General features: G+C 35.8%; 12 protein-coding genes and 1 pseudogene. 9 read left to right on the top strand and 4 right to left on the bottom strand.

Annotation, left to right across the window (positions count from 1 at the left end):
* Positions 1-147 precede the first annotated feature (147 nt).
* Positions 148-1,242 carry a metallophosphoesterase gene (locus MKX67_RS13210; protein ID WP_307313480.1) on the top strand — a complete coding sequence of 365 codons (1,095 nt, stop codon included), beginning with the start codon at positions 148-150 and terminating at the stop codon, positions 1,240-1,242.
* A 73-nt stretch (positions 1,243-1,315) separates the two neighbouring features.
* Here MKX67_RS13210 and MKX67_RS13205 read toward each other — a convergent pair whose 3' ends face one another.
* The 3 genes and pseudogenes from MKX67_RS13205 to MKX67_RS13195 form a co-directional block, all read right to left on the bottom strand.
* Positions 1,316-1,534 (bottom strand): methionine aminopeptidase, encoded by a 219-nt coding sequence (locus MKX67_RS13205; protein WP_095373037.1) that lies wholly within the window; start codon positions 1,532-1,534, stop codon positions 1,316-1,318.
* A gap of 60 nt (positions 1,535-1,594) precedes the next feature.
* On the bottom strand, positions 1,595-3,811 hold the full coding sequence (locus tag MKX67_RS13200) for an MMPL family transporter (protein WP_233435232.1): 2,217 nt from the start codon (positions 3,809-3,811) through the stop codon (positions 1,595-1,597).
* A gap of 487 nt (positions 3,812-4,298) precedes the next feature.
* A pseudogene (locus MKX67_RS13195) lies at positions 4,299-5,015 on the bottom strand (NAD-dependent deacylase).
* A gap of 218 nt (positions 5,016-5,233) precedes the next feature.
* On the opposite strand from MKX67_RS13195, the gene MKX67_RS13190 reads away from it, so the two are divergent.
* The 8 genes from MKX67_RS13190 to MKX67_RS13155 all read left to right on the top strand — a co-directional run bounded on the left by MKX67_RS13190 (position 5,234) and on the right by MKX67_RS13155 (position 14,550).
* The gene (locus MKX67_RS13190; protein WP_095373038.1) at positions 5,234-5,698 is read left to right on the top strand and encodes a GNAT family N-acetyltransferase; all 465 of its coding nucleotides are present in this window, start codon (positions 5,234-5,236) and stop codon (positions 5,696-5,698) included.
* Positions 5,699-6,032: 334 nt separating this feature from the next.
* Positions 6,033-6,605, top strand: coding sequence for a histidine phosphatase family protein (locus MKX67_RS13185; RefSeq protein ID WP_095373039.1), 573 nt, complete (start codon positions 6,033-6,035; stop codon positions 6,603-6,605).
* Between the two features lie 120 nt (positions 6,606-6,725).
* The gene (locus MKX67_RS13180; protein ID WP_095373040.1) at positions 6,726-7,778 is read left to right on the top strand and encodes a bifunctional transcriptional activator/DNA repair protein Ada; all 1,053 of its coding nucleotides are present in this window, start codon (positions 6,726-6,728) and stop codon (positions 7,776-7,778) included.
* Positions 7,779-7,930: 152 nt separating this feature from the next.
* Positions 7,931-9,127 carry a M20 family metallopeptidase gene (locus tag MKX67_RS13175; protein ID WP_322909472.1) on the top strand — a complete coding sequence of 399 codons (1,197 nt, stop codon included), beginning with the start codon at positions 7,931-7,933 and terminating at the stop codon, positions 9,125-9,127.
* Between the two features lie 15 nt (positions 9,128-9,142).
* The gene (locus tag MKX67_RS13170) at positions 9,143-10,432 is read left to right on the top strand and encodes an amidohydrolase (RefSeq protein WP_095373042.1); all 1,290 of its coding nucleotides are present in this window, start codon (positions 9,143-9,145) and stop codon (positions 10,430-10,432) included.
* A gap of 78 nt (positions 10,433-10,510) precedes the next feature.
* Positions 10,511-11,833 carry a hypothetical protein gene (locus MKX67_RS13165; RefSeq protein WP_095373043.1) on the top strand — a complete coding sequence of 441 codons (1,323 nt, stop codon included), beginning with the start codon at positions 10,511-10,513 and terminating at the stop codon, positions 11,831-11,833.
* Positions 11,834-12,178: 345 nt separating this feature from the next.
* Entirely contained in the window at positions 12,179-13,666 is a 1,488-nt protein-coding gene (locus MKX67_RS13160) for an AbgT family transporter (RefSeq protein WP_095373667.1), read from the top strand.
* 137 nt (positions 13,667-13,803) lie between these two features.
* Positions 13,804-14,550 carry a GNAT family N-acetyltransferase gene (locus MKX67_RS13155; RefSeq protein ID WP_095373044.1) on the top strand — a complete coding sequence of 249 codons (747 nt, stop codon included), beginning with the start codon at positions 13,804-13,806 and terminating at the stop codon, positions 14,548-14,550.
* 122 nt (positions 14,551-14,672) lie between these two features.
* On the opposite strand, the gene MKX67_RS13150 is transcribed toward MKX67_RS13155, so the two are convergent.
* Complete coding sequence (locus MKX67_RS13150; RefSeq protein ID WP_342488298.1) at positions 14,673-15,308, bottom strand: hemolysin III family protein; 636 nt, start codon at positions 15,306-15,308, stop codon at positions 14,673-14,675.
* Between the last annotated feature and the right edge of the window lie 250 nt (positions 15,309-15,558).

Raw genomic sequence — 15,558 nt, 5'->3', positions numbered from 1 at the left:
AAGTGGAGGCTTCTTTCTTTTTATATATGTAATAAAGTTATTTAACATTATTTTTGTAATTAAGAAGCAATTAGTTGTTTTCAACAAACGTCTCTGATAATATTTTTTACAGTTCTATACTTTATACATAATGTAAAGGGGAAAAATATGCTTACATTGTTCGTTGGCATCACAATGATACTTATTTATGGCTTAACTTGTTACTATATTGGCTTTAATACATGGCGTTGGTTAAGTAAAACATTTTCTTTTCGATTCAAAAAAACATTTATCGTGGTTGTTTTTCTTCTTGCAATATCATTTTTTGTTGGATTTGCGATTCATCTGCCGGTCATTGAATGGATTGGTGGATATTGGCTTGTCATTGTTGGCTATGGTATTCTCCTATTACCGATTATCAATTTGCTTTATTTTATTTCAAAGAAAAATGCTAAATTTTTCACTTACTCAGGGTGGGCGATGGTTGCGTTTTTTACGTTTGTCTTTGTATATGGTACATATAATGCATGGACTCCGATTGTGAGAGACTATCAAATAACAATCGATCAACCGACAGAAGCAAAAGAAGGGAAGTTAAAGGTTTTATTAGCGGCAGATTTGCATCTGGGTACGATTATAGGAAATAATCATCTTGAAAAGTTGGTGAAAATAGCGAACCAGGAGAAACCTGATATTATTCTTATACCTGGTGATATTATTAATGATGATATTACCCCATATGTAGAACAGGAAATGAATAAAACGATGGCAAAACTAGAAGCCCCACTTGGTGTTTTTGCTTCTCCTGGTAACCATGATTATTATGGTGGTGATAATGAACAGTTGAAAAAGGAATTAAATGATATCGGTATTCATTATTTAATGGATGAAGCAGAAATTGTAAATGACCAATTTGTAGTAATTGGCAGAGAGGATTTAACGAACCCAAATAGAAAAACCATAGAGGAACTTATTGCTACGAATAAAACAAAAGATTTACCCGTTATTGTATTAGATCATCAGCCTCATGAGATTACAGAAGCACAAGTGGCTGGAGCAGATGTGATATTATCTGGTCATACACATAGGGGGCAGTTATTTCCAGCAAATTTAATTACTGCGAAATTGTTCGAGAATGATTGGGGTTATATGCAAAAAGAGCAATTACATTCTTTTACTACTTCAGGATTCGGATTATGGGGGCCAACACTACGTATAGGATCTCAATCAGAAGTAATGATCATTGAAATAGATTTTCGATAAAAAACCATCTCCAGAGATGATGCTGGAGATGGTTTTCCTATGTTTGTCTATTTAAATAAATTCAGGAGGAATATCATTTAATTTGGTTACTTTCCCATATATCATACTCACCACTGCCATTACAGCTTGCACAGTAGTAGGCATCGTCGTCCATAAACATATATTCTTGACCAGCAAAATATTGAAATCCCTTTCCACGACAATCAGGGCATTTTTCGAGATCTTTCATCTTCTCTACGTGATTAGCATATCTTGTTTCACGCCACTCGTTAAAAGCATTGAGTAATCCCATGAAAGTCCCTCCTTACTTTTTCTACTAGTTTGCATCAAAGTGTGGAGAGATATACCTACTTTATTTTTTTAATGTGTCTTCACAATTAAAAGTAATCTTTCTCTTTTTAGTAGTCCAAACAAGAAGTGTGGGTAATAAGAAACCACGAACAACAAAAGTATCCAGTAAGATACCAATAGCCATCGTCATTCCGAAAAGATATAATTCCTGTAGAGGTTGTGTGATAAGCACTGCAAAAGTTGCTGCTAATATAACCCCTGCAGACGAGATGACTCCACCTGTTAGCGTCACGCCTTCTTTCACAGCTTGAATCCATTCAACTTCTTTTGCTCTTTCCTTAATTCTTGCTAGCAACATAATATTATAATCAATTCCAAGGGCTACCATAAAAACAAATGTATAGACGGGTATTCGATAGCTGATGGCATCTAGCCCTAGTAAGTATTTAAATATCAACCAACTGAAGCCTAATGAGGCAAAATAAGATAGTAAAATAGTTGCTACCATAAGGAACGCCAATTTAAATGATTTGGTTTGAATTGATAGTAGCCCTATCAGCAGTAGGGTAACAAGTGTTATCAAAACGATAGTATCCCGTTGATTCATAGATTGGATATCAACTAATTTAGCCGTTTGTCCGATTAAATATAGTTGAGTTTCTTCAGAATCAAAACCAGCATTTTTCATTAACTCATCTTTTTGTTGCAACAAGCTTTCCACCGTATCCATACTCGATTGTTCATAAGGGTGATCATCTAGTATAATTTGAAAGGAAAAACTATTTAGAGAATCTGATTGAAAACCTTTTGGTAATGATACTTGTGCAGATACCATCTCATCTGTAATGGAAGGCGAAATAGTTGATATTCCTTCTGTTTCTTCTATACTTTTTGCCAACGCCTGCAAACTTGCTACATTTTCTGCAACATTGTTAGTCGCAATTTGATCTTGATGTACTAACACTGTTAACGGCGCTAATTGTCCGGCTGGATAGTTCTCTTCTAAGATTTCGAAACCTACACGTGAGGATAAATCTTCGGGAAACGATTTTAATAAATTATAAGAAGGACTAATCGTGCTGAATTGATAAGCACTAAGTCCAAAAATAATTAATAGTAAAACAGCCATTCTTTTTGGGTATGTCACAATCAATTGACTAGCTTTTTCCCAAAACGGATGCTTATTAGTATCTGCTGCATCCATTTGAGGAATAAAAGGCCAAAAGGCTTTTCTTCCAAATAAGGCAAACATGCTGGGAATCAAGGTTAAACCTGCTAATAAGATTAATATGACAGCTACAGCAAACACTGGTGCAAAATGATTATAAGGCTTAAAAACAGTAAAAAATAATGTCAGCATTGCCATTAATATAGTACCGCCACTAAAGAAAATAGGCTCAGCTAAAGGTGTAGCCGCATGGTGCATCGCTTCATAATGAGACGGATATTTCTTCAATTCACTTCGATACCTAGAAAAAATAAAAAGACTATAATCAGTTATGACAGCAAATAGAAGGACGAGCATAATAGAGATACTGGCACTATCGACAGTAAACCAATCCCATTTTCCTGCTATACCAAGGATGCGGTCAATCACACCATATGCGATTAAGGCAATTATTACTGGTATGATTGCAATGATTGGTGAACGGTAAATGACCATCAGTAAAAAGAATATTAGTAAGATGGTTGTAATCATAAGCACAAAGTCTGCATTTTTAAAAAGGGTCACTGTATCAGCGGATATACCTGCTGGTCCTGTTATTTCGAACTGAATATCTGTTGCTCCCATCCGTGTGAATTGATTACGTAAAGAGTCAAATGCCTGATTAGCGACATCAGAATCTATATTTTCTTTTAAAGATGCATTTATAATTAAAGTGGATTGATCTTTAGAAAACATTTGATTTTGTATAGATTCATTAAATTGATGAAAAGGGAGGACAGAAGAAAATGCTTCTGGCTTGTCATCAGTTGTTAACCATTCACTAAAAGAAGTAATTTTTTCTCGATCTTCAACTTTAAGACCACCTTCACGGTGGAAAACGAGTAAAGCAGTTAATCCATCATCTGATGGATATTCTTCTTCGTATAAGTCTTGAGCGATTTCTGATGGCATTTTGCCAGATATACTGCTTTCACTACTATTTGAAGCATATTCTTTCGAACTAGGTGCAGTAAAACTTAATAGGATCATAAAGACGATCCAAAAGAATATGACCCATTTAGCTCCTTTTTTACTGCTGGAAAATTGCACGATTTTTTTTAATGATTTCATTATTCGTTTCATCTCCTTCAAAATCAATCCTATCTAGCTAATTTGAACGGAGAATGAACATTAGATGACATTTGATTCAGCCTAAGCCAACGTATGCAAAGAAAATAAAAAAACATGTTAGATTATTTAACAAAATAGATGCAGAACGAAAAGAATCATAATATAGTAAGTATATGATCCTAAGCCCCACTTGGGAGGAAGCCTGATAACTATTGTTATCAGGCTTTTTTTGATCGTTGTGGTTACCGTCTGAAAAATTTAGTCATTTTAGAAATGAAATGATGGAAATATGACAATTTTGATAGTGGGGAAGTTCTCTATGAGAATGAAGAAAAAATTAATTATATGCCTACATGAATCCAAAAGCGAAGATGAGCTTAACCGAGGTAAAACAACGTGTTCTGAATAGAAGGAATGAACGAATGATTTTTATTACAAAGTAGAATGTATAACGCTCGTTTAATAAGTTATATCGAATTTTCTTAAATTAAATGCTATGTAATTGTTGATCCACAGCGGATAATACTTCTCCAATCTTCCTCTCATTAATGACTAAGTCAGCATAATGATCGAGATCGGTTGATTCTTCATTAATGATTATTAACTTTGCTCCTGCTTCTTTTGCGATTAAAGGAAATTGATTGGCTGGGGCTACAGAAAGAGAGGAACCTAAAACAATAAAAAGGTCGCAAAATGAAGAGAGATGCGACGCATCTTCGAAAGCTTTATTTGGTAACTGCTCACCGAATAATACGATAGACGGTCTTATCTTACCACCACAGTGACATTTGATTTGTTGCTTTATAAAATCTTCCCTATCCTTTGTCTCCCCACAGCTTTGACAGTGAAATCTTTTTAATGTACCGTGCAGTTCTGCTACATGTGTAGAACCTGCTTCTTGATGTAAACCATCAACATTTTGCGTAATAATACCTTCAATTAACCCTTGTTTTTCCCATTGTGCAAGAATGCTATGCCCTTAATGAGGCTTTACAAGCTGTACACTGTTCACTCTTTCTAGATAAAATTGCATAAAATCACTGAGTTGATTGTTCAATGCGTCAATACTAGCTAATTGCTTTGGGTCGAATTGCTTCCATAGTCCTGTAGATGAGCGGAAATCTGGTAACCCACTTTCTGTAGACATACCAGCCCCGGTAAAAACAACTGTTGAATGTGCATTATTCAGCCACTTTGTTAACATATCCAATTTCCTCTCCGCCTTTCATTACTTTTTATTATTATAGACAATCAAGTATCGAAGGAAAAGAAATTCAGATTATGGCTAGATTTTATATGATGTTATTTGATATTAACTATAGCGTTTGTTTAAAAACTTGATGATATAATGGCCATACACACCACAGATGATCAATCAATGTGAAAGCTTCATAAGAGTTGGAAGACTGGGGGATTTGTAAAATGATAAAAACAATTGATATTACTAACTTTGAGTCAGCTCAAGAGGTGTTCTCCATTCAAATCGCAGCATATAAAATAGAAGCGGCGATTATTGGTTCATATGATTTACCCCCATTAAAAGAGACAATAGAAACGCTGCAAAATTGTGGGGAATCTTTTTTTGGTTATTACAGCGAAGAACGGTTATATGGGGTTATATCAATCAATATTGATAGGCATGTGATAGAGGTTTGCCGTTTAGTGGTCCACCCAAACTTTTTTAAAAAGGGAGTTGCACAAGCACTATTAAACTTTATTGAGAATGAAAACAAGTCAAAAAAACTGAAGGTTTCGACAGCAACTAAAAATACACCAGCAGTCAATTTTTATAAAAAAAATCGTTTTCAATTGGTGGGCGAGAAGATAGTAAGTGAGCATATTACTTTGGCTTTTTTTGAAAAAAACGAGAAAAAGCTTGATAGATAAAACGAGTTTGAAATTGAAAACTAATAAATTCGCCCACCGAGCAGACTTTGTCACTAGGTGGGCCACAAGGCGAAGCAAACTGGTTTTAGCGGGAAAGAAATTTTTATTCGTTAATATCTTATGATATCAGGACAAGTATGTGCATCATACGAATAAAAAAATAAGAAAAATCGGTATGTAAAACAATAAGAAAGGGATTGAACAATGTTCAATCCCTATTTCAAAAGGGGGGGAATTTGTTTATGTCCTAGCTGTATTATTAATATACACATAAAATATGAATAACCTATGAACGCAAGATGAAAAAAGCGTTAACTTTTTGGAGGGGAAAAGAATGACGACGATTTGTTTGATTAGACATGGAGAAACCGATTGGAATGCTGCGAGAAGAATTCAAGGTAGAACGGATATTATCCTAAACGAAAAAGGAAAGCTACAAGCGAAGCAATGTGGAAACTATTTTTCTGGAACGGATGCAGATGTAATGATTGTAAGTCCCTTGAAAAGAGCCCGACAAACAGCAGAAATTATAAATGAGAAGCTGCAATTACCTATTGTTGTCATGGATGAATTTATTGAAAGATGTTTTGGAGAAGCAGAGGGAATGACTTATGAAGAAAGAAAAGAGCAGTTTCCATCACATAATATCCCGGGTTATGAAAGTGATAAAATATTAATGGAAAGAATAAAAATCGGTTTATCAACCATTCATTATCAATATCCTCATAAAAAAGTCCTTCTTGTTGCACATGGTGCGGTGATTGGCACACTACTAAATCATTTTTCAAAAGGAGAAATTCATCAAAAAAAAGACCGTCTATTAAATGGTTGTATTAATACAATTACTTTAAAGAAAAAAGACTGGCTCATAAAAGAATATAATATAACCCATCATCTATATGATTGAAATAACTTAGAAAGTGGGATAAACCAAAAATAAAAATAGTTGTTCATTTTTCGAAAGAAATCTTGCTTAGTCTCGCTATAATTATAGTAGCGATTAACCGAAATAAAGGAGGGGGCAACTATGGTTATAGGCGAGGAAAAGGCAAGAGAGTTTTATCAAGCTTTAGTTGACAGAAATCCAAAATATGATGGTATTTTCTTTGTTGGTATAAAAACAACCGGTATCTTTTGTCACGCGACCTGTTCGGCAAGAAAGCCTAAGTATGAGAATTGTGAATTTTTCTTAACTGCAGAGGAAGCATTATTAGCAGGATATCGCCCTTGTAAGCGGTGTACACCATTATTCTATCCAAATAGCATTCCTAAAGAAATTGAGAAATTAGTTGTAGCCGTTGAGGGAAGCCCGGAAAAAAGATGGAAGGAAGCAGATTTTCGAGAAATTGGTATCCATTCAGCAACTGCCAGAAGAAGGTTTAAAGAAATTTATGGAATGACATTTGTGCAGTACGCCCGCTCAAGAAGAATGGGTATCGCCTTTAAAGAAATATTAAATGGAAAAAAAGTCATAGATCAACAAGTATTACTCGGGTATGATTCATCGAGTGCGTTTAATGATGCATTCTCAAAGATTTTTGGTAGGTCTCCTAAGAGAGCTTCTTTATCGATATTATATGCAAATATTGTATCAACACCTCTAGGGCGGATGATCAGTATTAGTGATGAAAAGTATTTATATTTATTGGAATTTGTTGATAGACGTGGACTTGAAAAAGAGATAGAAAACTTAAGAAACAAACAAAATGCGCGAATTCTACCAGGGGATACAAAGATTAATAGAAACCTAGAAGAGCAGCTCAAGCTTTATTATGCTAAACAACTTCGACAATTTACAATTCCTTTTTTCCTTCAAGGAACTCCTTTTCAACTCGAAGTATGGTCTCTTTTGCAAAAGATTCCTTATGGACAAACTGTATCTTATCAGGAAATTGGTCAGCTATTAGGAAGTAGCAATTATGTAAGGGCTGTCGGAAATGCGAACGGAGCCAATCAAATAGCCATTATAATACCGTGTCATCGTGTGATTAAAGCAGACGGTAAATTAGGTGGATATGGCGGAGGAATAGAAAGGAAGGAGCATCTTTTACGTCTCGAGACAGAGAGTGAAATAAAATGAGTATCTTAACGGATATTTTTCTATTCACAAAAGAAATTTAGCGTAAATTTTTAAAAAATTCTCGGATTTCCCTCAAATTTGATTCATTTTAGTGTATTATCGGAATTGATAAGGAATTTTTCCTTAATGATTTGATAGAGGGAGAGATCATTATGACCGTTTCTTTTAAAGGCGAAGCAAAAGAAATAGCTACTGAATTAACATTGTTTAGACGTGAGCTTCATGAGTATCCAGAGCTAAGTGGCGAAGAAGTACAAACATCTTCGAAAATACAACAGAAATTAAACGATTATCAAATACCATATCAAACTGGTTTTGCAAAAACTGGTATTCTAGCAATTATTAAAGGGGCAAAACAGGGACCGACAGTATGTTTAAGAGCGGATATTGATGCCCTACCGATTGAAGAACAAAGTGGTGTCTCTTATTCTTCGAAAGTAAAAGGTGTGATGCATGCTTGTGGTCACGATAGCCATGCAGCAATGTTATTAGGAGCTGGAATTATTTTAAATAAACATAAAGGTAACATATCCGGCACAATCTTGCTCTTATTTCAACCAGCGGAAGAAAAGTCTCCAATAGGTGGAGCGAAAATCATGATGGAAGATGGTGTATTTGATGAATATAAACCGTCTGTTATTATTGGTCAGCATGTATGGCCAGACCTTCCGCCAGGTCAAATAGGAGTTAGACCGGGACCAATGATGGGTAACTCTGATCGATTTTCTTTGAAAATCACTGGTTCAGGTGGGCATGCAAGTATGCCCCATACGACAATAGATGCAATTATTATAGCGAATCAAGTAATTACAATGTTGCAAACGATCGTAAGCCGAAACATTGATCCGCTAGAATCGGCGGTAGTCACAGTTGGTAAGGTGTCTGGCGGTGCTGCCCATAACGTCATTGCGGAAGAAGTAATTATTGAAGGTACAGTAAGGACTTTAACAGATAAGGTAAAAACACAAGTGAAGAATCGTTTTCATCAAATCGTAACAGACACTGTTAAGGCGCTAGGTGGACGTGTCGAAATCACATACCTTGATGGTTATCCTTCCACAGTAAACACTCCGGAATGGGCTGAAAGAGTAAAGGAAACAGCGGCAAAATTTGTAGGTAAGGAAAATGTCCCAGAAGTCGCACCCTCAATGGCAGGAGAGGATTTTGGCCGCTTTTTAAAAGAATATCCAGGTGTATATTATTGGCTAGGTTGTTCAATAGGAAATAATCAAAAGCCGCTTCACAACCCTTCTTTTCAACTTGATGAAAACATTTTGCCGATCGGTATGGAATTAATGGCTCAAGTTGCCATTGATACAATTGAACAATTACAAAGTAAGGGTTTATAGGAGGAATTTTTTTCAATGGAAGCATTCATAAAAGACATCACCCCGTATTTAACTAAAATGAGAAGAATGTTTCATGCATATCCAGAGGTAGCGTGGACAGAGTATGTGACAACTGCAAAAATTGCTGAAGAGATAGAAAAGCTTGATTTTGAAGTAGAGATGGGACAAGCGATTCTCCATCCACATACAAGAATGGGGTTGCCAACAGAAGATCAGATAGAAAAAGAAGAACAAAGAGCGATGGAAGCGGGCATAAATAAAGCGTATTTATATTTAATGAAAGGTGCTTTTACGGGACTTAAAGCTTATTTCGACACTGGTCGAAAAGGAAAACATATTGTTCTACGATTTGATATTGATGCCCTGCCGATTAATGAAGCAGAGGATGAAGCACATTTTCCTTTTGTGCATGGGTTTCATAGTAACAGAGCGGGCTATATGCATGCGTGCGGTCATGATGGGCATACCGCCATTGGTTTAGGTGTGGCGCATTTTATTCATGAAAATCGCCATCAATTAAACGGACGTTTCACCTTGTTATTTCAACCTGGAGAAGAAGGCGGACGAGGGGCAAAGCCGATGGTGGATAAAGGATTGTTAGATGATGCCGATGTCTTTTTAAGCGGACATATAGGGATCCACTCATTAAACATTGGTGACATCGTTGCAACAACAGATCAGTTCTTAGCGAGTACAAAGATAAACGTTGAATACTTTGGCAAATCAGCACATGCTGGATTAGAGCCAAATGAAGGCAGGAATGCTCTATTAGCCGCTGCAGCCTCTTCATTACATTTAAATGGTATTACGAGACACGCAGGGGGTGCGACGCGCATCAATATAGGAACACTAGAGGCTGGAAGTGGCCGAAATATTATTGCTGATTATGCGAAAATGCAATTAGAAACCCGAGGTGCTTCAACTGAACTTAATGAAGAGTACATGGTCCTCGAAGCCATGAGAATAATTCAAGCTAGTGCAGCACTATATGATGTCACAACAAATGTTGAAATCGTTGGCCAAGCGCCAAGTGCAGAGTGTCAAGAAGAATGGGTGGATTTTATTAATGAGGCAGTGAAAGCAAGTACAAATATTAAAAATGTGATTCCGAAATTACCTCTAGGGGCTTCTGAAGACGCTGCCTTTATGTTAGAGAAGGTGAGGAATAATGGGGGAGCGGCGAACTATATGTTATTTGGAACACCGCTCGCTGCTGGACATCATCATCCATGTTTTGATTATGATGAAGAGGTACTGCCTATCGCCGTTGAATCAATTTGTCGTGTGATTTTAGGATGGCAATAAGTTAAAAAAGAACGAACCTTAACCAGTCATGTTAAAATAAGGCTATATTGTTTAATTTGTTGGAGGCAGGTGCGTTGAATGAAAATTCGAGTGGGGGTTATTGGACCAAAAGATTCAGTTAAAATGATTATAGATACAGGGGCGGACTACGGCGAACTTCACTTTATTCCCTTTGTGTATGAATCGACTGAAGAAACTGAGCAAATTATTATTAGAAATAGAGAATGGGTTGACCAGTGGCTTTTTTCAGGACAGGCGCCATATTTTTATGCATTATCCAAGAAAGTGATTACAAAAAAAGAAGCGAGTTATATTCCTTTAAGTGGTGCGAGCCTGCTTGCTGTCTTAGTAAAGGTTTTTTTAGATAGCGATCAAGTGCAAAAGCGTTTTAGCTTGGACACTATTCAAGAAGAAGAAATGGATAGAGGACTCGATCCGCTAGTGAGGAATCGAGTCCTTTTCCAGATGAATTCTTACGATGGATATATGCCGGCTGAAGAGATTATTGCTTTTCATAAAGAATTATATGAAAGTAACAAAGTCGATGTGGCTATTACTTGTTTGAATAAGGTGTATAAAGAATTAACGAAGATGAATATCCCAACTTATCGCATCGAGCAATCAGAACTAACGGTCAGACGTTCTTTAGAAACGATTAAAGAAAAGGGGCAAGCATCATGGTACCGGAAATCCCAGCTTGTCATTATTGGTGTCGAACGCATCGTTGCTTCTTCTGAAAGTGAAGAAAGAAGGCGATCCTTCCGGTTAAAGCATCAAGAACTAGAACTAAAGAAAGTCTTGCTTGACGTTGGTGAACAAATGAATGGTTCGATAGTCCAGATGGATGATGGCGTTCACTATATTTTTACTACGCGAGGAGAGCTTGAGCTCTTTATGAGAGACCAATCGATGTTGACGATCAGTGAAGAGATTTTTGTTCATAGTCGGTTACGTGTTCGCATAGGTGTAGGCTTTGGCTTAACGGTATTAGAGGCTGAGGAAAATGTGAGTATGGCTTTCTCTCATGCCCGTGAATTTAAGGGCCCTATTGTTATCTCTGTTAATGAAGAGAAAGAATTAACAATTATTAATAATGAAAAAGAAGAAATAAGTTTTCATTCAAGGATTTACGGAAATGATTGGGAAAAAATATTTAAAGATGCAGGTATAAGTAGTAAGATTGTTGCAAAAATTGAGTCTTTATCATTACACTACCAAAAAAATAAGATTACTTCTCAAGATTTATCTCATTGGCTAAAAAGCACTGATCGCAACGCAAGAAGAATATTGATGGAGATGGAAAAGATAGGTTTAGCTGAAATTATAGGAGAAGAGACAGGTCATCGAGGGAGACCACGAAAAATTTATCAAATAAACTTTAATCAGTTTGCCAAACAATAAAAAATAAATCCGTATGATTTGAACCTAAACACTAGAAATATCACTTATTTCCAGTTGTTTAGGTTTTTATTATCGTTTAAGTTAAATAACACCTAATAAAAGACGAACATTGAGAATCATTATCAACCATATAATTCCTATATATTCTTTTATTTGTAAATAAAAATGATATTTATTAGAAAATTAATAAAAAAGACAAAAAAGATTAAAAAAAGACTATTCACAATATAAATGTGATGATATAATAACGGAAATGTTAAGGATAAATTCCGATAAATTTCGAAGTAAGGAGAGTGAAATAATTTGCAAGCAAATGTAAACAACGAACAAGAAAAGAAGGGCTTGATGTCCAAGTTCTTGTCAGGCATTGAAACGATAGGGAACAAGCTACCAGATCCATTTTTTATTTTCGTTTATCTCGCAGCGTTTGTAATGATATTAACGTTCATTGTTAATCAATTTGATGTTACTGTTGAGCACCCAGGAACAGGGGAAGAGTTGGCAATAAAAAGTTTAATTTCTGGTGAAGGATTGCAGTTTATATTAACTGAGATGCTGTCTAACTTTACTGGCTTCGCCCCACTAGGCCTTGTGTTAGCTATGATGCTTGGTGTAGGCTTAGCTGATAAAGTTGGTTTACTAGAAACAGCCATTAAAAAGTCGATCTTAAGTACACCAAAGTCATTAGTCACTTATGCTGTTTTCTTTATTGGTATTATGGGGAATATTGCTTCAGATGCGGCGTTCGTACTTGTACCACCGTTAGCTGCAATGGTTTTCTACACTGTTGGTAGGCATCCATTAGCTGGTTTAGCAGCTGGCTTTGCTGGAGTAGGTGCAGGTTTTTCAGCCAATGTCTTAATCGCTGGAACAGATGCATTATTGGCGGGAATTACTACTGAGGCTGCTAAAGCAATCGATCCTTCATTTGTTGTATCACCTGTTGATAATTGGTATTTTATGTCGATTTCTACTGTTCTCTTAACTTTAGTTGGTGGATTCTTAACTGAAAAGGTAATTGAACCAAGATTAGGAAAATATGATGGGGATTTGAAAAAGAATTTTGAACCGGTTTCAGCTATCGAGTCAAAAGGGTTAAGAAATGCCGTTATAGCGGGTCTAGCATATATTGCTATTTTACTTACAATTATCTTCTGGCCAGACTCCCCTCTTAGAAACGAAGAAGGTGGTATGATTCCTTCCCCATTTTTAAGTGGAATTATCCCAATTGTTTTATTATTCTTTATAACGATGGGAACAGCATACGGAGTAACAGTAAAGAAAATCACAAAAAGTGCTGATATTCCAAAGTATATGGCAGATTCGATGAAAGATATGGCAGGCTATATCGTCCTTATATTTGCTGCGTCACAATTTATTGCTTATTTTAACTGGTCCAATTTAGGTACTTGGATTGCAGTCAATGGTGCGGAATTCTTATCTTCCATCAATTTAACTGGTATTCCTGTTATTATTGGATTTATTATTTTCGTCTCTATCCTGAATTTATTAATCTTTAGTGGGTCTGCTCAATGGGCATTATTAGCCCCAATTTTTATTCCATTGTTTATGTTACTTGATTATAACCCTGCTTTTATCCAAGCAGCGTATAGAATTGCCGATTCAACTACAAATATTATTACACCACTAAATCCGTATATCCTTGTAGTTCTTGCTTTTATGAGAGAATACGATAAAAAAGCAGGTTTAGGCACGCTTATTTCCTTAATGATTCCTTATTCAATGGTTTTCTTAGTAATTTGGGTAGTCATGCTATTCATTTTTGGATTATTCGGTATTCCGATTGGACCCGGTATCGAAATGTATTTGTAATAATGCGGTGTTGTTGCCCGAACATAAATGTTCGGGCTTCTTTATTTGTGAAAAATGATAAAATAGATAGAGGTATTTTTTTACCGTAAGGAATTAATCGTTATACTTAAGGGCTATAAGTAGGGGAGAGATGGTCAGTGGTTAGTTTCAGAGATATACATCATGATGGTAATTTAATAGCAGAAAAAGCCAATTTTGATCACTATGGCACAAAACAGTTCTATTTTAAATATGATGCAAACTTTATCCAATTTAAAATAAATCCTAGTTTGCAAGATTTTCAACTGGCACAAATGTATTTGGAAGACTATCAGAAAGAGCATAAACAAGAACATTTGAAGTTTTATTTACCAGCAGACGAAATGATTCAAGAGGATGTTTTATTATACCTTTATCAACAATTCTATACGATCGGGTGTCAGGAGTTATATGAAATTAACCCTCTTCAATTTATCTATAAAGATAGAAAGAACGAAATCGTGGTTGAGGAAGTGACAAATGATAATTTAGGAGAATATCTACAATTGCAGAGAAACTTTGATCTAGATTATGGTGAGGAATATGTGAACCTTAATAGAAGCATGCATTCCTATCATCATAATGCAAAAGATACATTACAGTTACTCGCATATGATCATGGTGTGCCAGCAGGTTCATTACAAGTATTTTTTAATAAGTGTACAGCTGAAATTGATAATGTAGGTGTGTTACCAGCTCACCGATTAAAGGGGATTGCTGCAAGCTTGCAATATGAAGTAATGAAGCGATTTAGCAATCATAGGGTTATACTTGTAGCCGACAGCAATGACACGCCAAAGGATATGTATCGTAAACAAGGGTATAAAAAATTGAGCTTTCGCTATGAAGTAATGAAGTTATTATAAGTAGTAGTTTATTATTAATATAGAACAAGTAATGTGATAAAAACTCTACAAACTGATATTAATAAATCTGCAGGTGGTGAGAGCAGCCATCTGCAGATCATTTATAAAGAGGTAAATTTTGATCAAGGTAAAAGCGAGAGAACAGCAAAAAAATGCATAATCGAACCAGCAAGAACAAAAACATGCCACAATGCGTGATGGTACTTAAATCCTCTCCATACATAAAATATTGAACCAGCAGTGTATAGAACGCCACCGATAATGAGGAAAATCATTCCTTGTGTAGGTAAGTGTGTAACCAGAGGCTCCCAGGCAAATATAATTAGCCAGCCCATCAAAACATATAGTAATGTCGAGAAGACTAAAAACTTTTTAACAAAAAAACATTTGAAAACTGTTCCAGCAATTGCTAGCCCCCATACAAGACCAAATAAGGTCCATCCTAAGGTTCCTTTAACTGTTATAAATAGAAACGGTGTGAACGTTCCAGCAATAAAAAAGTAAATGGAAGAATGATCGAGAATCTCAAATACATCCTTTGCTTTTCCAGCAGGTAAACTATGTAGCAAAGTTGATGAGAAATATAAAATAACCATCGTTGTACCAAAAAGAACAAAGCTGACAATATGCCAAGCTGTTCCATATAAGGATGAGAAAACAGTTAAAATGACGAGAGCCGCAATACTTAATAGCGCACCGATTCCGTGTACGATCGCGTTGGTGATTTCTTCTCCCTTTGAAAAAATATGTGTTTCCAAGTAGTATTCACCCATTCTTTATCCAAAATCATAATTCTAGTATAAACATTTTTTTAGCTGATAAAAAGTCGTAAGCTTTCATTATAAAGAAAAACTTCACTAGGCGAAGAGGGTGGAGAGTGTAAATGCATGGAGAATATTTGGAGTTATCCATCCTTGAGTCAATGCCAATTTAAGCCGCGGTGTTAGATCAGTTGAAGTGTTTAGGTAGGACAGCATTCATCCAACTTGTTCATAATCGTTACTGAAA

Origin of the sequence: Cytobacillus sp. FSL W7-1323 (assembly GCF_038595015.1) — a bacterium.
Lineage (GTDB): Bacteria > Bacillota > Bacilli > Bacillales > Cytobacillaceae > Cytobacillus > Cytobacillus kochii.
Note: the sequence above shows the minus strand (reverse complement) of the source record. Positions and strands in the feature narration are given on the sequence as shown.